General features: G+C 66.2%; 18 protein-coding genes and 1 pseudogene. 9 read left to right on the top strand and 10 right to left on the bottom strand.

Annotated features, from left to right (window positions below):
- Window positions 1–43: 43 nt before the first annotated feature.
- From IBX22_RS12375 to IBX22_RS12365, 3 genes are read right to left on the bottom strand one after another with little or no spacing between them, the layout of a single operon-like run.
- Window positions 44–838: a hypothetical protein gene (locus IBX22_RS12375; protein WP_194815410.1), complete on the bottom strand. Its 795-nt coding sequence runs from the start codon at window positions 836–838 to the stop codon at window positions 44–46.
- Window positions 839–855: 17 nt separating this feature from the next.
- Window positions 856–1,167, bottom strand: a complete 312-nt coding sequence (locus IBX22_RS12370; protein WP_194815409.1) for a type VII secretion target — start codon at window positions 1,165–1,167, stop codon at window positions 856–858.
- 5 nt (window positions 1,168–1,172) lie between these two features.
- Window positions 1,173–1,913 carry a hypothetical protein gene (locus IBX22_RS12365; protein WP_194815408.1) on the bottom strand — a complete coding sequence of 247 codons (741 nt, stop codon included), beginning with the start codon at window positions 1,911–1,913 and terminating at the stop codon, window positions 1,173–1,175.
- A gap of 658 nt (window positions 1,914–2,571) precedes the next feature.
- Between IBX22_RS12365 and IBX22_RS12360 the strand changes: the two are divergent.
- The 3 genes and pseudogenes from IBX22_RS12360 to IBX22_RS12350 form a co-directional block, all read left to right on the top strand.
- Window positions 2,572–2,718 (top strand): annotated as a pseudogene (locus tag IBX22_RS12360) (DUF255 domain-containing protein); the annotation flags it as partial.
- A gap of 498 nt (window positions 2,719–3,216) precedes the next feature.
- The gene (locus IBX22_RS12355) at window positions 3,217–3,663 is read left to right on the top strand and encodes a hypothetical protein (protein ID WP_194815407.1); all 447 of its coding nucleotides are present in this window, start codon (window positions 3,217–3,219) and stop codon (window positions 3,661–3,663) included.
- Window positions 3,664–3,818: 155 nt separating this feature from the next.
- On the top strand, window positions 3,819–5,864 hold the full coding sequence (locus IBX22_RS12350) for a thioredoxin domain-containing protein (protein ID WP_194815406.1): 2,046 nt from the start codon (window positions 3,819–3,821) through the stop codon (window positions 5,862–5,864).
- 43 nt (window positions 5,865–5,907) lie between these two features.
- Here the strand turns inward: IBX22_RS12350 and IBX22_RS12345 are convergent, their stop codons facing one another.
- Together IBX22_RS12345 and IBX22_RS12340 are read right to left on the bottom strand one after the other, a co-directional pair.
- On the bottom strand, window positions 5,908–7,629 hold the full coding sequence (locus IBX22_RS12345; protein ID WP_228538312.1) for an adenylate/guanylate cyclase domain-containing protein: 1,722 nt from the start codon (window positions 7,627–7,629) through the stop codon (window positions 5,908–5,910).
- 81 nt (window positions 7,630–7,710) lie between these two features.
- Window positions 7,711–8,334: a hemolysin III family protein gene (locus tag IBX22_RS12340; protein WP_194815778.1), complete on the bottom strand. Its 624-nt coding sequence runs from the start codon at window positions 8,332–8,334 to the stop codon at window positions 7,711–7,713.
- Window positions 8,335–8,513: 179 nt separating this feature from the next.
- Between IBX22_RS12340 and IBX22_RS12335 the strand changes: the two genes are divergently transcribed.
- From IBX22_RS12335 to IBX22_RS12325, 3 genes are all read left to right on the top strand, one after another.
- A complete protein-coding gene (locus IBX22_RS12335) occupies window positions 8,514–9,302 on the top strand; it encodes an isoprenyl transferase (protein ID WP_228538311.1) in 789 nt (262 codons plus the stop codon).
- Window positions 9,303–9,374: 72 nt separating this feature from the next.
- Window positions 9,375–9,938 (top strand): hypothetical protein, encoded by a 564-nt coding sequence (locus IBX22_RS12330; protein ID WP_194815404.1) that lies wholly within the window; start codon window positions 9,375–9,377, stop codon window positions 9,936–9,938.
- Between the two features lie 142 nt (window positions 9,939–10,080).
- Complete coding sequence (locus tag IBX22_RS12325) at window positions 10,081–10,284, top strand: cold-shock protein (protein WP_067523410.1); 204 nt, start codon at window positions 10,081–10,083, stop codon at window positions 10,282–10,284.
- A gap of 62 nt (window positions 10,285–10,346) precedes the next feature.
- Here the strand turns inward: IBX22_RS12325 and coaA are convergent, their stop codons facing one another.
- Window positions 10,347–11,279 carry a type I pantothenate kinase gene (gene coaA / locus IBX22_RS12320; RefSeq protein WP_194815403.1) on the bottom strand — a complete coding sequence of 311 codons (933 nt, stop codon included), beginning with the start codon at window positions 11,277–11,279 and terminating at the stop codon, window positions 10,347–10,349.
- Window positions 11,280–11,466: 187 nt separating this feature from the next.
- Here coaA and IBX22_RS12315 point away from each other — a divergent pair, with 187 nt between their 5' ends.
- A complete protein-coding gene (locus tag IBX22_RS12315; RefSeq protein WP_194815402.1) occupies window positions 11,467–12,663 on the top strand; it encodes a DUF885 domain-containing protein in 1,197 nt (398 codons plus the stop codon).
- 272 nt (window positions 12,664–12,935) lie between these two features.
- Here the strand turns inward: IBX22_RS12315 and IBX22_RS12310 are convergent, their stop codons facing one another.
- Window positions 12,936–13,385 carry a PaaI family thioesterase gene (locus tag IBX22_RS12310; protein WP_194815401.1) on the bottom strand — a complete coding sequence of 150 codons (450 nt, stop codon included), beginning with the start codon at window positions 13,383–13,385 and terminating at the stop codon, window positions 12,936–12,938.
- A 114-nt stretch (window positions 13,386–13,499) separates the two neighbouring features.
- Here IBX22_RS12310 and IBX22_RS12305 point away from each other — a divergent pair, with 114 nt between their 5' ends.
- A complete protein-coding gene (locus IBX22_RS12305; RefSeq protein WP_309234552.1) occupies window positions 13,500–14,084 on the top strand; it encodes a TetR/AcrR family transcriptional regulator in 585 nt (194 codons plus the stop codon).
- 151 nt (window positions 14,085–14,235) lie between these two features.
- Complete coding sequence (gene glyA, locus IBX22_RS12300) at window positions 14,236–15,522, top strand: serine hydroxymethyltransferase (RefSeq protein ID WP_194815399.1); 1,287 nt, start codon at window positions 14,236–14,238, stop codon at window positions 15,520–15,522.
- A gap of 13 nt (window positions 15,523–15,535) precedes the next feature.
- Here glyA and IBX22_RS12295 read toward each other — a convergent pair whose 3' ends face one another.
- From IBX22_RS12295 to IBX22_RS12285, 3 genes are all read right to left on the bottom strand, one after another.
- Window positions 15,536–15,973, bottom strand: coding sequence for a hypothetical protein (locus tag IBX22_RS12295; protein ID WP_194815398.1), 438 nt, complete (start codon window positions 15,971–15,973; stop codon window positions 15,536–15,538).
- Between the two features lie 99 nt (window positions 15,974–16,072).
- Window positions 16,073–16,822 carry an ESX secretion-associated protein EspG gene (locus tag IBX22_RS12290; protein WP_194815397.1) on the bottom strand — a complete coding sequence of 250 codons (750 nt, stop codon included), beginning with the start codon at window positions 16,820–16,822 and terminating at the stop codon, window positions 16,073–16,075.
- Window positions 16,822–18,033, bottom strand: coding sequence for a hypothetical protein (locus IBX22_RS12285; protein WP_194815396.1), 1,212 nt, complete (start codon window positions 18,031–18,033; stop codon window positions 16,822–16,824). The genes IBX22_RS12290 and IBX22_RS12285 overlap by 1 nt, the downstream gene beginning before the upstream one ends.
- Window positions 18,034–18,125: the final 92 nt, after the last annotated feature.

The raw sequence follows: 18,125 nt of genomic DNA, 5'->3' as shown, positions 1-18,125 counted from the left end.
GCACGTCCCGCCGAAACGGCGGGGCCACTCGGAGGCGTTGGCATCATGCCGTTTTCACCGACCAATCCGCATCGCCGTCCTTGACGGTCGCATCGTTGTACTTGGACGAGTCCGAGGCGGGCCAGTGTCCGTCCGGGAAGGCTTGATTGTTGCCTAACTCCACGTTCAGCGCCTGAATCTGGGTCGCTACCGCAACGAGGGTGGCGCTGGTTCCTGCGACAAGCGCGGTGACAAGGGCCGCAGCCTTTGCGGCCGTGAAGCAGCCGGCAATAGCTGCCGGTAGAGCGCCGATACCCGAGCTGGCAGCAGCAACTTCGAGAGTTGCTTCAACAATGACAGCGATCGCAATCCCAAGAAGTGCCGTCAGGAATGCAACACCGACGCCGCCAACGGTCATGCAGGCCGTTCGGATCGCGTTGATAATCGTTCCGACGCGGGCCACGGCCTTCTGCTGGGCCCCGACGGCAGTGCCGTACGCGGTGGCCGCACTGCCCTGCCAATAGCCATCCACTTTCACGGCTGTCGCTTCGAGGGCCGAAGCCATGGTATTGACTTCGGTTTGAAAATCCTCCCAGTCGAAGGAGGCGGAAATGAAATCGCCTGGAGCGCTGAGGCCTTCGAATAATTCCTTCAGCTTTTCCCACAGTCCAGACACGAGATCAGCGAACTTTTCACCCGCTTCTCTGACCTCATCTTCGAGGCCGGCCAGGCGCACGACTGTCATACTGGCTACGCTTGAAAATTTCGTCCGAATCGTGCCGGGCAATTCCCCTAGTTCTGCAACTTTGTTGACAAGGTCTTCAACAGCCTGCTCGGCCTGAGCGACAGATACCGACATTTCGCTTCTCTATTCCGCTAGTACAAATTGCGCAGTTCGTGTTCGCGAGCTTGGTCTTCTTGCTCGTACACGCTGGCTGCCGTATTCAGCGTCCTGGCAATGTCTTTCATTGATAGTTCCGCTTCTTTGAACCGCTCTTCGAGCTTGGAAATAACGGCGTTGTATTCCTCCACCATGAGGAAAAAGATTCCGCCTTGCAGCTTGGTCAAGCGATAGGTGGCCGCGTCGGTTGCCCACTGAGCCGAGGTGGTAGACCTCTCGGCCCACCCGGTCGCTTGAGTTCGGACCGCGGTAATTGCCACGGATATTTGCTGTGCCGTAGGAGCCATTGTCGTCATCCTTGCGTGTCGGTCTGCTGCAACTTGCTTATCAGGCGCTCGGTCGCGTTCGTAAGCGCGCCGACGGGCGGCCTTTCAGTCCGGTCGGCGAAATACGCGCTGAGTTGTAATGCCAGCTGGGTATTCAACTCGGTTTTGAGTTGCGTAGTAGCAACCGTGTTCGCCCAGGATTGATCGATTCGACAAGAAGTCATTCCGTTTTCAGAGAAATCGAAATGAACTTTCGAGTTATGCCCCGAAAGCCCGGGCGGACTCGTTCGGATCAACTCCGCGGTCGGCTTGGACGCGAGTGCCAGGACCTCTTCGATCAGATCCTCCAAGGGCTGATCCGAGGCGATTTCAGGGATGGCAGCTCGGGCCGGTTGAGGTGGGAGTTCTCCGCGTGCACGAGCCGCCGCGACTTCGATTGCCGCCCTCCGCCATCCGTCTGCGTACGCGAACATGACGGCCTCCGAGATCGCCGTATCAAGGTTTCGACCGGAGAGACGTACTTTCCAGTCACGCGCGATGGAGAATCTGTGCGGAATGTTGCGGTCGTCCAGGGTGGTTTGCACCGCACCGTTGGTATCTCGCCCGCTGCGGTCCAGTGACCGCGCAACGCGATCTATCCACTCGTATTCTGCAGCCGTCGATTCGGCTCGATGCTGGATCTCGTTCAAGCCGGCTACGACGTTGTGCATTTCCGGTTCCGAAAATGCTGAACCCAGGCCGGGCTGACGTTCGGACGGGATCGACATCGGAGGCACGGCGGGCCGGGCGGCGGGAGCACCCGGGGAATGAACATGCGGCGTGGGGGCAGGACTCGGGGACGGCACCGCAGGCGGCGGACTGTACTTCGGCGGCGGAAACGCAGACGATGGGTGAGGAGCCGGTGTCTCTCGCGATGGTTTGAGTACGGGCCGGAGCGGCTCCTCGTCCCAATCTTCGTCGGGATCGTCGTAGTGGTTATAAAACCCGCCAGCCATCAGGGCACCTCGCAACCACCGACCGCGGATGCGGACGGACTGAACTCAGAAATCATCAACCCCCCAGTAGTAGACCACCGTGAAAGGCGGACGCCATCACCCTCTCTGGCGCCGGTAGGTTTGTCAACCGCGCGAGGGATAGCGAGAGTACGAAAGTCGCTGTGTAGATACCCGATTCATGTTAGGGCTGCCGACTGCGACTGCGATCCAGAATCTCCGCTGATCCCACTGCCGCTGTTGACTGCTGCGGATCGGCGCTGTCTCCACCAATGCGTGTGCATTGCTGTTGTCTATCTGAACGCGGCGCTCCTGACGGCCCTTGATCTTCCAGCGCTAGCGGGTGAACCTGCTGTCCCAGCGGCAGGGCGTGACAGATGCGGTTCCCCACGGGCGCCGCAGGTGGGGGTTGTCGCGACGATAGGCCGAGGTCGTGAACCAATTGGCCAGTGCGACGTCGCCCTATCTGCGTCAACACGCGGATAACCCCGTTGATTGGCGGGAGTGGGAAGCCGAGGCGGCAGCCAGGGATGTGCCGATTCTGCTGTCCATCGGATACGCGAGCTGCCACTGGTGCCACGCGAGTTGCTAGGTACCACAGTCTCCGAGCTGAGTCGACAGAGCGGCTTCGATCCGGTTGGTTGCGGCGAGGATTTCCGGCTCTGCGCGCCGGATGAACCGCCCGACAACGGAATCAGGTCCGTGCCGGCCCACGATTCCTCCGATCCGGTCGCCGGTCGTCGTCGTGTGCAGGGAATTCCAAGGCCAGTTGCTCGTGCAGGCCGCGTTCCTCTGCCTCGAGCAGTGCGAATGTGTGATTCGCGACCACGAAGACCGCTCGCTGATCGACCTGGTGCTGATCGCGGAGGAATCGGGCACCGTCCAGAGGATGAAAGCCCGTGGACGCAAGCCGTGGTGCATACCTCACATCATGCAAACGGCTGCTGCAGCTAAAGCTCGTTGTCACAACTGATCCGGTCGGCGAGGCGACGGCCGCTCGTGCCACGCCCTTTGTGTGCCCAGCGCCTGGGCTGACATACTTTGCGCTGGAGAGTATTCCGTGGAATCGTCGGTTGATGTGATCAACAGACGAATTTCTCGAATCGGGTTTCTCACCTCGGCGGCGGCCATAGCGCTTGCCCCCTTCGCCGCCGCACCCGCGAGTGCGGACACACCGTTCAACGGCCCCGAAGTGAGCTTCAACGGCACCGGTGTGGGCACAGTGAGCGCCACACTGCGTAATTCCAACGATCGCGGAACCTGCTGGGCGGAGGCGTCCATCGGGGGTCAACGAGTCTTCTTCGGCGACAGCAAACCGCTGGACGGATATGAAGAGCCTGCGCGGAATGACACGCTGGCCGGCGTCGGCCAGATGGTCACGGTGAAGCTGGAAGGCCTCGAGCCGGGATCGACAATCAATGTGCGGGGAGGTTGTGTGGACAAGGCGGAGGTGCAGTTCAGCGGTTTCGTCGCGGTCCTCGTCCCCACCACCGGCAAGCCCGGCACCGGCAGCTTCGGCTTCTAGAAACGGCGGGAGGCGGTACGGAACGACCCGCCGATGTCCGTGACGGCGTCAAAGGTCTGCGAACTGCGAGACTCGACGAATGGCTCGAACGGACATCGGCGCTCCGGGTGGTGGGGAGCGTTTCAGGTGCGTGCCAGGTGTGGAAGGCTGACTTCATGAACCAATTGGCCAGCGCGACATCGCCTTACCTGCGTCAACACGCTGACAACCCCGTCGATTGGCGGGAGTGGGATGCTGTAGCTCTGGCGGAAGCGGCGGAACGGGACGTGCCGATACTGCTGTCCATCGGATACGCGTCTTGCCACTGGTGTCATGTGATGGCGCACGAGTCGTTCGAGGACGCGGCGACGGCCGCGGTGATGAACGAGAACTTCGTGTGCATCAAGGTGGATCGGGAGGAGCGGCCCGATCTGGATGCGGTGTACATGAATGCCACCGTCGCGATGACCGGGCAGGGTGGGTGGCCGATGACGTGTTTTCTGACGCCTGCGGGGGAGCCGTTCTATTGCGGGACCTATTACCCGAAGGTGGCGCGGGGTGGGATGCCGTCGTTCACGCAGTTGCTGACCGCGGTGGCCGATACCTGGCAGAACCGGCGGGATGAGGTGGACAAGGCTTCCGGGCAGGTGACCGAGGCGTTGCGGGCGCAAGCCGCGGGGCTGCCGGATGCGGATCTCGCGCTGACCGCCGAGTTGCTCGATCATGCTGCCGCCGCGGTCCTGCGCGATGAGGACCCTGAGCACGGCGGTTTCGGTGGGGCGCCGAAGTTTCCGCCGTCGGCGCTGCTGATCGGGTTGCTGCGAAGTTGGGAGCGCACCGCGAATCCGGAGGTGTGGGGAGCGGTGACGCGGGCTGCCGAGGCGATGGCGCGGGGCGGCATCTACGACCAGTTGCGGGGTGGGTTCGCGCGGTATTCTGTCGACGCTGCCTGGTTGGTGCCGCATTTCGAGAAGATGCTTTACGACAACGCGCAATTGCTGCGCGCCTATACGCATGTGGCTCGCTGCGCCTCGCGGACCGAGCCGAATGCCTTGGCGGAGCGGATCACTCGCGAGATCGTGCAGTTCCTGCTCGACGACCTCGGTACCGAGCAGGGCGGGTTTGCCTCCGCGCTGGATGCCGACACCCATCTCGAACCCGGTGGTCCAGGAGTGGAGGGCGCGACCTATGTGTGGACGCCAGCGGAGCTGGCCGGTGAGCTCGGGGCTATCGACGGCGCCTGGGTCGCAGAGCTTCTCGGGGTGACTACAGCGGGCAACTTCGAGCAGGGCACGTCGGTGCTGACTCGCTATACCGATCCTGACGATCAAGCGCGTTTCGACGGCATCCGGGCCGCCTTGGTGAAAGCCCGTGACCGGCGTCCGCAGCCGGCTCGGGACGACAAGGTGGTCACCGCCTGGAACGGTATGACGATCACCGCGCTGGTAGAGGCGGGTTCGGTGCTCCAGCAACAGGATTGGATCGCGGCGGCGGTGCGGTGCGCGCGGTTCCTGCTGGCCGAGCACGTGGTCGACGGCCGGGTGCGACGCGCGTCGCTGGGTGGCGTCGTGGGTGCTTCGCCCGGTGTGCTGGAGGACTACGCCTGGCTCGTCACCGGCCTCCTGGCGCTGCATCAGGCCACCGCGGAGCTCGAATGGCTCGATCACGGACAAGCATTGCTGGACAAGGCAATTGCGCACTTCGCTGATCCGGACACGGCGGGCAGCTGGTTCGACACCGCCGATGACGCGGAAGTCCTCGTCACGCGTCCACGTGACCCGATCGACGGCGCCACCCCGGCGGGCGCGTCCGCTCTCGCCGAAGCACTGCTCACCGCTGCCGCCCTCAGCGCACCCGACAAGGCCGTCCAGTACCGGGAACTGGCCGACCGCACCCTCGAACGCGCCGCGGTCGTGCTGGCGCGCGCCCCACGCTCGGCAGGGCAATGGCTGACCGTCGCCGAAGCCGCCCTGCGCGGACCGCTCCAGGTCGCCATCGCCAGATCCGCCGAGAACCCGGACGCGGCAAGGGAATTGCTCGAAACCGCGCACCGGTCGTCCCCCGGCGGCACGGTCATCATCGCCGCCGCCCCCGACGCGGTCCCCTTGCTGGCCGACCGCCCCACCAGCGGCGGGCAGGCCGCGGCGTACGTCTGCCGCGGCACGGTGTGCGAGCTTCCGGTCACCACCCCGGACGACCTCCGCCGCGTGCTCGATCGCTAGGGCTCAGCGCAGCAACGAGCGCGAAGTCGGCGCGCCACTCGGTCTACGGGCGATCTCCGGCCGGGGCCGAGTCGGTTTCGGTGACGAGCGCGCGGATCTCGGTGACCGGCCCGCGCGCGGTGGCCGGGTCGGTGGTGCCGGGCGGCGTCAACGGGACCGAGTCGGGCTCGCCGTCTTCGATGATGTGCCCCGAGTAGTCGACATCGCTCCAGCAGGAGGTCGGCTCCCGCATCCCGCGCAGCTGAATCCTCTGGTAGAGATGCCATTTCGCTTGTTCATTGGGTGCGGCGGCATCGATTACCGCGCTGCTCACCAAGATCCGCCGCGGCACCTCTTTGGCCTCGGTGGTCAACCTGGCCGCCTCGTTCACCGCGTCGCCGATCACCGTGTACTCCAGCCGCGTGTCGGAGCCGACGTCACCGGCGAACACCTGCCCGCGCGCGACCCCGATCCCGATATCGAGTTCACCGCTGGCGAGCACCTCGTCCCGGATCCGCCGGGCTGCCCGCAGCGCCGGCGTCGCGTTGTCGTCCAGCGTGATCGGCGCACCGAAGATGCACAGCGCCGCATCACCCTCGAACTTGTTGACCAGTCCGTTGTTCTGCTCGGTCGCAGTGACGACGATGGTGAGCAGGCGGTTCAGCTTCGCGACGAACTCGTGCGGCGACAGCCCGGTGGACAGCGCGACCGAACCGGTCACATCGACGAACAGGGCCGACACCTCCCGCACGTCGCCCTTGAGGTCCACGTCCTGCTCGGCCAGCGCCCGCTCGGCCACCTCGGTGCCGACGTGCCGCCCGAACAGGTCCCGCATCCGCTGGCGTTCCCGCAGATTCGCGGCCAGCTCGTTGACCGAATGCTCCAGCCGCCCGATCTCACTGGTGCTGCCGATCGGCACCCGGACGTTCAACTCGCCCTGGGTGATCCGATCCAGCGCCTGCCGGAGCATGCGGATGGGGGAGGCGACCGCCAGCGCGAGCAGCGCCGTCGCGAGCGCGCCGACCGCGAGTCCGACGGCGGACAAATAGATCGCGGTGCGAATCCGATCCTGCGCCGCGGAGGCCGGGTCGGCGAGCACCACGATGAGCATCATCATCGGCAGCGCCCCCGCCACCGCCCAGCTGAGCACCAAGCGGACCAGCACCGAAGAACTCCAGTGCATGGTCGCACCGAGGACGCGCGCGAGCACCGGAATGGTGGGCCGGATCAAGCGATCCACGATGAGGAAGGTGATGCCCGCGGATTCCAGCGCGCCGATCGTGAACAGCGCCGCGGTGACGCCCCGGTCGTCGTGCGCGGTGACATGGGTGAACACCACGGAGGCAACGATCACGCCGGGGATCCAGATCGCCAGCGCCCGCAGTGTGATGGCGTACGGCAGCCGCAGCAGCCGCCGCGCTTCCTCGGGCGTCGGTTTGCGCGCCTGGTCGAACCAGCCGAAGTAGACGCTGCGATCCCGGATGGCCAGCGCGACGCCGACCAGGAAGCCGATCGTCGGGTAGATCGCCACCAAACCCAGGATCCGCATCCAGTTCTCGCCGAGCTTGTCGAAGAAGTTGCTCAGCCAGAGTTCGGTGACGATGACCGCGAAACCGCTGAGATTGGCGGTGATCACCACCGCGGCCAAACCCCAGCGCGCCCGCAGCGCCCACAGGACCAGCCAGGCGATCACGCGGCGCACGCGGTTCATCGGGGGAGCGAGGTGCACGGCATCCTCGCGATCACCTGTACCGGTGGTCGCGTTGTCCGTGTCCTGCTCTGCCATTGCCTGCGCCGTCCGGTCGTCGGAGTTCCGCAGCCGACTTTATTGCGCCGGGCCGGTAGCGGGTGCGCGGACACCGAACTTTCAGCGCAGAACGACCATCCAGATCGCGATGTAGTGGGTCAGGGCCGCCAGCACCGTGGCGGCGTGGAAGAACTCGTGATGCCCGAACACGGCCGGCCACGGGTTCGGCCACTTGGTGGCGTAGAGGATCGCACCGCCGCTGTAGATCACTCCGCCGATCAGCAGCAGGATCAGCGGCGCGATACCGATCTGGGTGTGTAGTTGCCCGGCGACCGGCACGATGGCCCACCCGAGCAGCAGATACAGCGGCACCCCGACCCAGCGCGGCGCGGTCGGCCACAGCAGTTTCAACGCGACGCCGGCCAAGGCGCCCGCCCACACCACCGCGAGCAGGATCTTGCCGGTCCGGCCCGGCAGCCCGAGCAGCGCGAACGGCGTGTAGCTGCCCGCGATGAACAGGAAGATCATCGAATGATCCGCGCGCTTCATTTGGATGCGCTTCTGCACGGTCGGCCAGGTCACCCGGTGATAGACGGCGCTGACACCGAACAGCAGACAGACGGTGAGCCCGTAGACCAGCGTGGACCAGCCCGCAGTCGCCGAGACGGTCGCGGCCTTGGCGATCAGCACGATGCATGCCACGGCGGCGACGCCGACGGCCCAGGTGTGGATCCAGCCCCGCATGCGCGGTTTGACCAGTGCGTCGACCAGGGTTTCTCCGGACTGCGCAAGTTCGGTGGCATTGCCTGATTCGGACACGAGCAATCTCCTAGTTGACTGGTGAGTAACCTACGGTACCGTAGGTTTGCCTGTGGTGCCAGTGCACGCCGTCGTTGCCGAGATCCGGCCGGTGGGGCGTAGGGTTGGACGCCGTGGAGTTTCCGAGTCGGGTGCGTGGCCTGCCCTACCGCATCTACGAGGCCAGGCTGTCCAAGCAGCTGGCCGGCAAACAACATCCCAGACACGTCGCCGTCATGTGCGACGGTAATCGTCGCTGGGCTCGGGAGAACGGTTTCACCGACGTGAGTCACGGCCACCGGGTCGGCGCGCTCAAGATCGCCGAGCTGGTCGGCTGGTGCGCCGAGGCCGGCGTCGAGATGGTCACCGTCTACCTGCTCTCCACCGAGAATCTGCAGCGCGATCCCGAAGAACTGGAAACCCTCTTCGAGGTCATCACCGACGTCGTCGAGGAATTGTCGGCGCCGGAACAGAATTGGAGCGTGCGGATCGTCGGCAGCCTCGACGGGTTCCCGGAGCTGATCGCCAAGCGCCTGCGCACCGCCGCCGAACGCACCGACGGGCGCGACGGCGTGCACGTCAATGTGGCCGTGGGCTACGGCGGCCGCCAGGAAATCACCGACGCGGTACGGAAACTGGTGCGCCAGGAGATCGCGGCGGGCGAGCACGGCGAGGATCTGGTCCAGTCGATCACCGTCAACGCCATCGGCCAGCACCTCTACACCTCCGGTCAGCCCGATCCGGATCTGGTCATCCGCACCTCCGGCGAGCAGCGCCTGTCCGGCTTCCTGCTCTGGCAGAGCGCGTACTCCGAGATCTGGTTCACCGAGGCGTACTGGCCGGAGTTCCGCCGCGTCGACTTCCTGCGCGCGCTGCGGGACTTCGCGGCCCGGCACCGCCGCTTCGGCGTTTAGCCGGTACCCCGAGTCCTGGGTTTTCCCCCGTTTTCCCGTGCCGGGCTCCCGGTGTCGCGTAACTTCCGATCTATGGACGAGTCGGCGCCCTACATCAGTTACGAGGACTTCGGCCGCCGCTTCCTCGAATACGCGGTCTCGGAGCAGCGCATCCTGGCCGCCTTCAGTCAATTGACCGGCGCCGCCATCGATTTCGGCCCCATCGGGGTCGGCCCCGCCCGCCTGGCCAAGGTCACGGCCAACGTCCAACTCGGCGAACCCCGCCTCACCCGCTACCTCGACGAGCTGATCACCTTCGAACTGGTGATCCCCCTCGCCCTCGACATGCTCATCGACCTCACCGTCGACCGGCACACCTTCGACGTGGCCGGCACCCTGCACCTGCACCTGACGGCCCGCACCGCCGATCCGCTGCGCATCATCATCGACATCGCCGAACCCCGCCCCAGCGACGTCCGCATCAACGTCGAAGCCGACACCCTGCGCGCCCAACTGCTGCGCATCCTGGCCAGCGTCGACCACGAGATCCGCCGCTTCGTGGCCAAATACATCGCCAAGGAGATCCGCAAACCGCACATCGCCGCGGCTCGCGACATCGATGTAGCGGCGCGGCTGGATGCGGCGTGGAAGCTGTGAGTTGTCTGAGAATCGTAGGATGAAAAGGAGCGTTGGCTCACATCGTTAGCTTTCCGGGCCGATCCGTGACATGGTTAGTGGGTGAGTACGGGCTCATCGAAGTGATTTGCCCGGCTCTCTACAGAAAAGAATGAATACCAAAATGGCTCAAGGCAGTGTGAAGTGGTTCAACAGCGAAAAGGGCTTCGGCTTCATCGCGCAAGACGGTGGCGGTCCTGACGTCTTCGTTCATTACTCGGCGGTGTCCGGCTCGGGATTCAAGTCCCTTGAAGAGGGTCAGCGCGTGGAGTTCGAGGTCGGCCAAGGACAGAAGGGCCCGCAGGCCCAGGATGTCCGCGCCATCTGATTTCAAACTCAGCTTGGTAAGCAAAGCCCCGCACCCTCTGGGTGCGGGGCTTTTGCGTTGGCTCAGAGCTTGCGCAGCCGGATCCGGTTGATCGTGTGATCGGCGTCCTTGCGGAGCACGAGGGTGGCGCGGGGGCGGGTCGGCAGGATGTTCTCCACCAGGTTGGGCCGGTTGGTGGAGTTCCAGATCTCCTTCGCCGCGGCGGTCGCCTGCTCGTCGGTGAAGTTCGAGTAGTGGTGGAAGTGCGCCTTGGGGTCGGCGAATCCGGTTTCGCGGAGCGCGAGAAACCGCTGGATGTACCAGTTCTCGATGTCCTCGATGCGGGCGTCGACATAGATGGAGAAATCGAACAGGTCCGACACCATCAGGCGCGGACCGGTCTGCAGCACGTTGAGCCCCTCGACGATGAGGATGTCGGGCTGGTGCACACAGTGCTGCTTGCCAGGCACGATGTCATAGGAGATGTGCGAGTACATCGGCGCGCACACCTCGGCGGCCCCGGATTTCACCTCGGTGACGAAGCGCAGCAGCTTGCGGCGGTCGTAGCTCTCCGGGAAACCCTTGCGGTGCATGATGCCGCGCCGGGTCAATTCCGCTGTGGGATACAGGAATCCGTCGGTGGTGATGAGATCCACGCGGGGATGGTGGTCCCAGCGGGCGAGTAGCGCCTGCAGCACACGCGCGGTGGTCGACTTACCGACGGCGACACTGCCCGCGACGCCGATCACGAACGGCACCTGCTGATCCGGGTGCTTTTCCCCGAGGAAGGTGGCGGTCGCCGCGAACAACCGCTGACGCGCGGCCACCTGGAGGTGGATGAGACGAGCGAGCGGGAGGTAGACCTCCGCGACCTCTTCGAGGTCGATCTGCTCGCCCAGGCCCCGCAGGCCGATCAGTTCTTCCTCGGTGAGCACCAGGGGAGTCGATTTGCGCAGTGTTCGCCACTGCTTCCGATCGAATTCCACATACGGGCTCGGCTCGCTCATCTTCGCCACTGTATTAACCCACCCCGCCGGCACTCGAAGAACACTCACCATTGCCGCGCGGGCTTTGTGAGTTTCGGTCTAGCTGTCGCCGCATGGACGAATTGTCCTCTGCCGCACAAGTGTGTGAAACGGGGGGTACCGCTACCGGCTGGTAACCGCAGGTGGCTCCGGCTGACACGCACTAGGGTTGACGGGCATGGAAGCGCATCCCCTTGTGACCGAATATCTGCGGCTCGGCCTGGCTTTCGATCGGCTCGAGGAAGGTTTCGTCGACGCCTACACCGGTGATCCGGAGTTGCGCCGCGCCGTTCAGAACACCCCCGCACCGGAACCGCGCGACCTGGCGCGCCGCGCGGCCGTGCTGCGCGCCGAACTGCCCGACGCGGGCCTGGCGCCCGAGCGCACCGAGTTCCTGGACGTGCACCTGCGGGCACTGGAAACTTCCGGCCGCAAGTTCGCCGGTGACGACATCGGTTTCGTCGAGGAGGTGCGCGACTACTTCGACGTCGACATCGCACCCGGCGACACCGAGGACTACCGCGAGGCGCACCGGCTGATGGGCGAGGTGCTCCCCGGCGACGGCCCGCTGGCCGAGCGGATCGCCGCACATCGCCGCGGCGACGAGATTCCGCCGGAACGGTTGCAGGTCTGCGTCGAAGCGTTCTCCTCCGCGCTGCGGGAACTGGTCCGTGAGCGCTACCCGCTGCCCGACCACGAACACGTCACCTACGAGGTGGTCGGCGACAAGCCGTGGTCCGGATTCAATTACTACCTGGGCAATTACCACTCCCGCGTGGCGATCAACTCCGACCTCAAACAGCACATGGCGCACCTGCCGAGCCTGATCGCGCACGAGTCCTACCCGGGTCATCACACCGAGCACTGCCGTAAGGAAGCGGGACTGGTGGGGGCCGGCCAGGCCGAGCAGACGCTGTTCCTGGTCAACACCCCGCAGTGCCTGATGGCGGAGGGTTTGGCGGACCTGGCGCTGCGCTCGATCGTCGGACCCGGTTGGGGCAAGTGGGCGCAGGAGATCTACGCCGATCTGGGTCTGCGCTTCGACGGCGACCGCGCCGAACGCCTGGCCACCGCTTCGGCCAAACTGCTGAGCGTGCGGCAGGACGCGGCCCTGCTGCTGCACGACCGCCATCGCGACGAAACCGAAGTGGCGGAGTTCCTGCAGCAGTGGTCATTGGCGACACCGGAACGGGCCCGGCAATCGCTGCGATTCCTGTCCTCGCCGCTGTGGCGGGCGTACATCAGCACCTACGTGGAGGGTTACAAACTGCTCGCCGGCTGGCTGGACCAGGCCCCCGACGCCGAGGGTCGCGCGGACCGATTCCGTCGCCTGCTCGACGAGCCCCTGACGCCCGGCGCGATCCGCCGCATGTGAACGAAAGGCCCGGCACCATCGGTGCCGGGCCTTCGCGAATTGTCTCGCGCTACTGGATGACTGCGCAGTTCCCACCCGAGGAGATGGTGCACATCAGCTGCGACAGTGCGCGCAGCAGGCCATCGAGCGGGTTGGTGGGTACGGCGACCAGGTTCAGCATGAGGGCTTCCTTCGTAATCGAATGGAGATAACTTTCACCCTGTGAACCGGTGGTCACACCCCATTCCGTTACCTACTGCCGCGCCCCCAAAAGGAGGGGCAGGAGCGCCGATTCAGCGGAAGATGACGCAGGTCGTCGTGGCGTGCGCGACCAGGCGGCCCTGCTCGTCGACGACGCGTCCTTCGGCGGTCGCGGTGGTCCGGCCGACGTGGATGATGGTGCCGGTGGCGGTGAGGCGGCGGCCGTCGGTGGGCACCGAACGGATGTAGTTCACCTTCAATTCCAGGGTGGAGTAGCCCACGCCCGGTTCCAGGGTGGTGTGCACCGCGCAGCCCATCACCGAATCGAGCAGGGTGGCGCAGATGCCGCCGTGCGTGCTGCCGAGCGGGTTGGCGAAGTCCTGGCGGGTCTGCACGGCGAACACCACGCGGCCGTGCTCGATTTCTTCGACTTCCATGCCGAGCAGGTCGCCGATGAAACGCGGCCGGTTCTCCATGGTCATGGCGGTGCGCAGCAGTTCGAGGCCGGAAAGCTTCGAGTAATCGATCTCGGCTGTGGTCATTCGGCCGCCCCTTTCGGAGGAATTCACTGAGCCCAATCGGTGAACCGATCGGTTCACATCCGCTAGTATTGGAACATGGACCGATCGGTTCACACAAGTGGCGTAGGAGGACGCGTGCCAGCAGGTCCGCGAGAACGACTGCTCGAGAGCGCCATCGAGCTGGTTCGCGAGCAGGGCGTGCCCGGCGCGGGCTTGGCCGCGCTACTCGAACGCAGCAACGCCTCCCGCAACTCGCTGTATCAGCACTTCCCGTCGGGCAAGGCCGAACTAGTGGCCGAAGCGACCAAGGTCGCGGGCGAACGCATGTCCGCCGTCTTCGACCGGGTCACCGCGACCGGCACACCCGACCAGTGGCTGGCCGGGCTGGTCGGCTGGTGGAAGAAGGCCTTGCGCAACAGCGACTATGCCGCGGGCTGCCCGGTGGTGAGCGCGGCGCTCGCCGAAGCCGAACCAGGCGTGCAGGCGGCCGCGGGTGTGGTCTTCGACGACTGGAACGACCGGCTGGCGACCGCACTTGCGGCCGAAGGCGTCCCCGCCGACCGTGCACGGGCCCTGGCGAGCCTCGTGCTCAGCGCCATGGAAGGCGCGATCGTCCAGGCTCGCGCCATGAAATCCGTGCGGCCGCTCGACGACGTCCAGGAAACCCTCGGCCCACTGCTGACCCTTTCGAGTGACCAGCGGCCACGCCCGATAAGCTGAGCGGACCGCGACTGGCGCACTCGAGGTGGAAGCAACCACCGGGAAGCCTCACGTCCCGCACCGCGCGCCTGGGTGCCGGGCAACGATGGAGGTTGCGATGCAACAGAACCCCGTGCCCACCACGCAGGATCAGGCCAATACACTCGGCGGCGTGACCGCCTCTGTCAATACCCAGTCTCTCGGTGAGCTCGATCCGGAGCTCGCCGCCGCAATGGCCGGCGAACTCGCCCGCGAACGCGACACCCTCGAGATGATCGCCTCGGAGAACTTCGTGCCGCGCGCGGTGCTGCAGGCTCAGGGCAGCGTGCTCACCAACAAGTACGCCGAGGGTTACCCGGGCCGCCGCTACTACGGCGGCTGCGAGCACGTCGACGTCGTCGAGACCCTCGCCCGCGACCGCGCCAAGGAACTGTTCGGCGCCGACTTCGCCAATGTCCAGCCGCATTCCGGCGCCCAGGCCAACGCCGCGGTGCTGATGGCGCTGATGAGCCCCGGCGAACGGCTGCTCGGCCTAGATCTCGCGCACGGCGGCCACCTGACCCACGGCATGCGCCTGAACTTCTCCGGCAAGCTCTACGAGGTGCACTCCTACGGGGTGAGCAAGGAAGACCACCGCGTCGACATGGACGAGGTGCGCAAGATCGCTCGCGAATCCCGCCCGAAGGTGATCGTCGCCGGCTGGTCCGCCTACCCGCGGCACCAGGATTTCGCCGCGTTCCGGGAGATCGCCGACGAGGTCGGCGCCTACCTGTGGGTCGACATGGCGCACTTCGCCGGTCTGGTCGCCGCGGGCCTGCACCCCTCCCCGGTGCCGCACGCCGACGTCGTCTCCTCCACCGTGCACAAGACCCTCGGCGGCCCCCGTTCCGGCCTGATCCTGGCCAAGCAGGAATTCGCCAAGAAGCTGAACAGCGCGGTGTTCCCGGGCCAGCAGGGCGGCCCGCTCATGCATGCCATCGCCGCCAAGGCTGTGGCCTTCAAGATCGCCGCGGGCGCGGAGTTCAAGGACCGCCAGCAGCGCACGCTGTCGGGCGCCAAGATCCTGGCCGAGCGCCTCACCGGCGCCGACGTCAAGGACAAGGGCATCACCGTGCTCACCGGCGGCACCGACGTGCACCTGGTCCTGGTCGACCTGCGCAACTCTCAGCTCGACGGCCAGCAGGGCGAGGATCTGCTGCACGAGGTCGGAATCACGGTGAACCGCAACGCCGTTCCGTTCGACCCGCGCCCGCCGATGGTCACCTCCGGCCTGCGCATCGGCACCGCCGCCCTGGCCACCCGCGGCTTCGGCGACGCCGAGTTCACCGAGGTCGCCGACATCATCGCCACCGCGCTGGCCGGCGGCTCGGATCTCGAGACCCTGCGCGGCCGCGTCACCAAGCTGGCCCAGAGCGTCCCGCTCTACCAGGGCCTGGAGGACTGGCACCTGCTCGGCTGAGCCGCTTTCGCTGTCACCTGGCCGGTACTTCGACGCCCTTCGCGGCGGCCAGCTGGCTCAGCTTCTCGGTCTCATCGATGGCGACCGCGACGTAGGCATGCAGGCCGCCGCCGTCGCGGCGCAGCAGGTACTCGTAGTCGCTGTCGGTGAGCAGGGCGCCCTGGGCGTCGTAGAAGTGCCAGCGCACGCGCACCCGCACGATCTGACGCGTTAGGTCGACCGTCTCCAGCAGGGTGTAGCCGACACTCGCCAGGCCTAGGCGACGGTAGAAGGGGTAGCCGGTGGCCAGACCCTCGGCCATTTCGGCGGTGCTTTCCGCGGAGCCGATGAAGCCGTCGGCGATGATGGTGCCCGGCGTACCCCAGTGTGCGGCAGCACGTTCGGCGTCGTAGGCGGTCAGCGCTTTCTGATACTCGTCGAAGAAGACCTTGATTTCGTCTCGGTTGGTCATAGCGTCCACGGTAGGGAAGAAGCCCGCGGTCCGCGCCTGATTCGGCAGGCAGGGATGTGACACGCGCCCGCCGTGCCGGGCGAAATGCGGGCAACCGTGCTACGAGTCCAGCCGCGCGCGGGCGCGAATGATGGCTTCATCCAGGTAGCGGGTGATTCCGGCGCTGGTGGCCGGCCGGATCATCAGCGCGCCGTTGGCCGGGGTCTCGGCGTAACGGCCCTCGACAGTGTCGATCCAGCGCAGCTTGCCGGTGCGCAACGGTTCCGCGTTGCGCGGGCCGAGCAGCACGACCACGGTGCCGCGGGTGGTGCAGGGCTGCCGCCAGAAGCGGCGGTAGCTGTCCCGGGCCACCGAGGGATTGCCGAACGGGTCGGGCGGGTTGTCGTCGAGATCGCCGAGCAGGTAACTCTTTTCGGGCGCGGTGCCGGCCGGCGGATCGGGCAGCAAGCGGATGAGTTCGGTGGCGAGATGGTCGCTGCGGCAGCGGCGTAGTCGCACCTTGCCGCCGTCGGCGGCCGGTTTCTGGATGGCGATGACCGCGGTGCCGCTGCGGCTCGCACAGCCGATGGCGCGCATTTCCGTGGTCCCGCCGCGCCGGTTGTCGAGGCCGAATAGTTCTATGCGCCAATCGGGTTGGCCGAGCACCCGCAGTGCGCGCTTGAGGTGCAGGTGCTCGTCGGCGTCCAGTTCGCGCCGGAAGCGCCGCTGATAATCCTGATAGTCGTGCAGTCCGGGGAAGCGGCTGGTGAACCGGAACGGGAACGGCAACCGGTCCAGGCCGGTGCCGTACCAGGCCGCCGCGAACTGCTCGGCGGTCAGCGTCCACTGGGGGAGCGGGGGCTGTGGCATCAATCGGCTCCGAGCGCGGGCGGAACGGTTTTCTCGGTCTCGCCGAGCAGTTCCTTCGTATGTTCCTTGGTGCGAAGATATTTCGCCGATTTGTGCTCGCCGTCGTCCTCGCCGCGGGCGTGGCCGCGGGGCGGCATCATGCCCGCGTAGCCGGGAGCGCCGGGCGTGGCGACACGACCGCCGGCCGCGGCCGGTGCGACCGGAGCGTTCTGCGCCGCCGGATGCGCGGGCACCGAGGTGCCGGGCCGCAGCGGATTCGCCGCGTTCGGCGCCGTACTCGGATTGCTCGCGGCCGAGCTGTTCGGCACGACGGCGGACTGGGGTATCGCGGCGGGTGAACCCGGAGCGACCGCGGCGGCCGGCATGGTGGCGGACTGCGGTGCCGTACCGGTCGTCGACGGCGCGTAGGCGGCGGCCGGGAAAGTGTTGCCGGGATTCTGCGAGACCGATTGCGGGGCAGTATTTCCCGGTGCTTCGGTGGTGTCGGCAGGGGTATCCGCGGCGGGGGTGGCTTCCTCGCTCGGCTTCCCCTCTTCGCTGGGTGTGCCTGCTTCGCTCGGCTTGCCTTCCTCGGCGGGCGTGCCTGCTTCGGCGGGCGTGCCGTTTCCGGTGGGATCGACCGGTTTGGTCGCGCTCGGTGTGCCGTTCTCGCTACCGGGTTGTGGCGCAGGCGAACTCGGAATCGGCGTGACACCGGTGCCGGGCACGCTGACGGGATTCACCGGCTCCGGGAGCGTCGGGATTTCCGGTGCCGTCGCGCCGTACGGCTGGATGTAATAGGTGTACATGTCGTCGCGGGCCTGTTCCTCCTGCGAGTTACGCGCCGCCGGCTCGGTGGAGTTGGCGGAACTCTCGGCCACCGGGGGTATCGCGGCCTTGAAACCGGTGGCCGCGCTCGCCGCCGAGGACAGCGGATCGGACTGCTGGGCCAGCGATTCCCCGAGTTCCCCTACCCGGGTGGCATATTCGCGGATTCCGCGCACCGCCGCCGCGGCCGCCGCGCCCTCCCAGCGCTGATCGATGGCTTTCTGGATCGCCGTCTCGAACTCGTCGCCCGCCTTCGTCACCGCCGCGGCGATCGCCGACCAGGCCGCGAACGCGGCGTCCAGTCCGGCCGGATTCATCTGATCGGCGGCCTGTTTGATCTCGGCGTGCGAAAAGTTCTGCGCGTTCTCGGGATTGGTGATCGCCCTGCCGTCGGTAGGTCTCATGGATCGCTCCCCTGGTGTTCAGGTGCCCGGTGGCGGATGTGAGCCGTTCGTCCATATAGACGCACTCCACCCCGTTCCGGTTCCATCGAAAC

Source organism: Nocardia sp. XZ_19_385 (assembly GCF_015355755.1).
Classification (GTDB): domain Bacteria; phylum Actinomycetota; class Actinomycetes; order Mycobacteriales; family Mycobacteriaceae; genus Nocardia.
This window is presented reverse-complemented; position numbering and strand designations above follow the sequence as displayed.

Bases quoted from the DNA above. Each gene is read 5' to 3' on its own strand.
- IBX22_RS12295 (WP_194815398.1), bottom strand. From the start codon at position 15,973: ATGACCAACCGAGACGAAATCAAGGTCTTCTTCGACGAGTATCAGAAA.
- IBX22_RS12365 (WP_194815408.1), bottom strand. From the start codon at position 1,913: ATGTCGATCCCGTCCGAACGTCAGCCCGGCCTGGGTTCAGCATTTTCG.
- IBX22_RS12350 (WP_194815406.1), top strand. From the start codon at position 3,819: ATGAACCAATTGGCCAGCGCGACATCGCCTTACCTGCGTCAACACGCT.
- IBX22_RS12290 (WP_194815397.1), bottom strand. From the start codon at position 16,822: ATGCCACAGCCCCCGCTCCCCCAGTGGACGCTGACCGCCGAGCAGTTC.
- IBX22_RS12285 (WP_194815396.1), bottom strand. From the start codon at position 18,033: ATGAGACCTACCGACGGCAGGGCGATCACCAATCCCGAGAACGCGCAG.
- IBX22_RS12370 (WP_194815409.1), bottom strand. From the start codon at position 1,167: ATGGCTCCTACGGCACAGCAAATATCCGTGGCAATTACCGCGGTCCGA.
- IBX22_RS12340 (WP_194815778.1), bottom strand. From the start codon at position 8,334: ATGCGGGGCTGGATCCACACCTGGGCCGTCGGCGTCGCCGCCGTGGCA.
- IBX22_RS12345 (WP_228538312.1), bottom strand. From the start codon at position 7,629: ATGGCAGAGCAGGACACGGACAACGCGACCACCGGTACAGGTGATCGC.
- IBX22_RS12330 (WP_194815404.1), top strand. From the start codon at position 9,375: ATGGACGAGTCGGCGCCCTACATCAGTTACGAGGACTTCGGCCGCCGC.
- IBX22_RS12315 (WP_194815402.1), top strand. From the start codon at position 11,467: ATGGAAGCGCATCCCCTTGTGACCGAATATCTGCGGCTCGGCCTGGCT.
- IBX22_RS12325 (WP_067523410.1), top strand. From the start codon at position 10,081: ATGGCTCAAGGCAGTGTGAAGTGGTTCAACAGCGAAAAGGGCTTCGGC.
- IBX22_RS12310 (WP_194815401.1), bottom strand. From the start codon at position 13,385: ATGACCACAGCCGAGATCGATTACTCGAAGCTTTCCGGCCTCGAACTG.
- IBX22_RS12375 (WP_194815410.1), bottom strand. From the start codon at position 838: ATGTCGGTATCTGTCGCTCAGGCCGAGCAGGCTGTTGAAGACCTTGTC.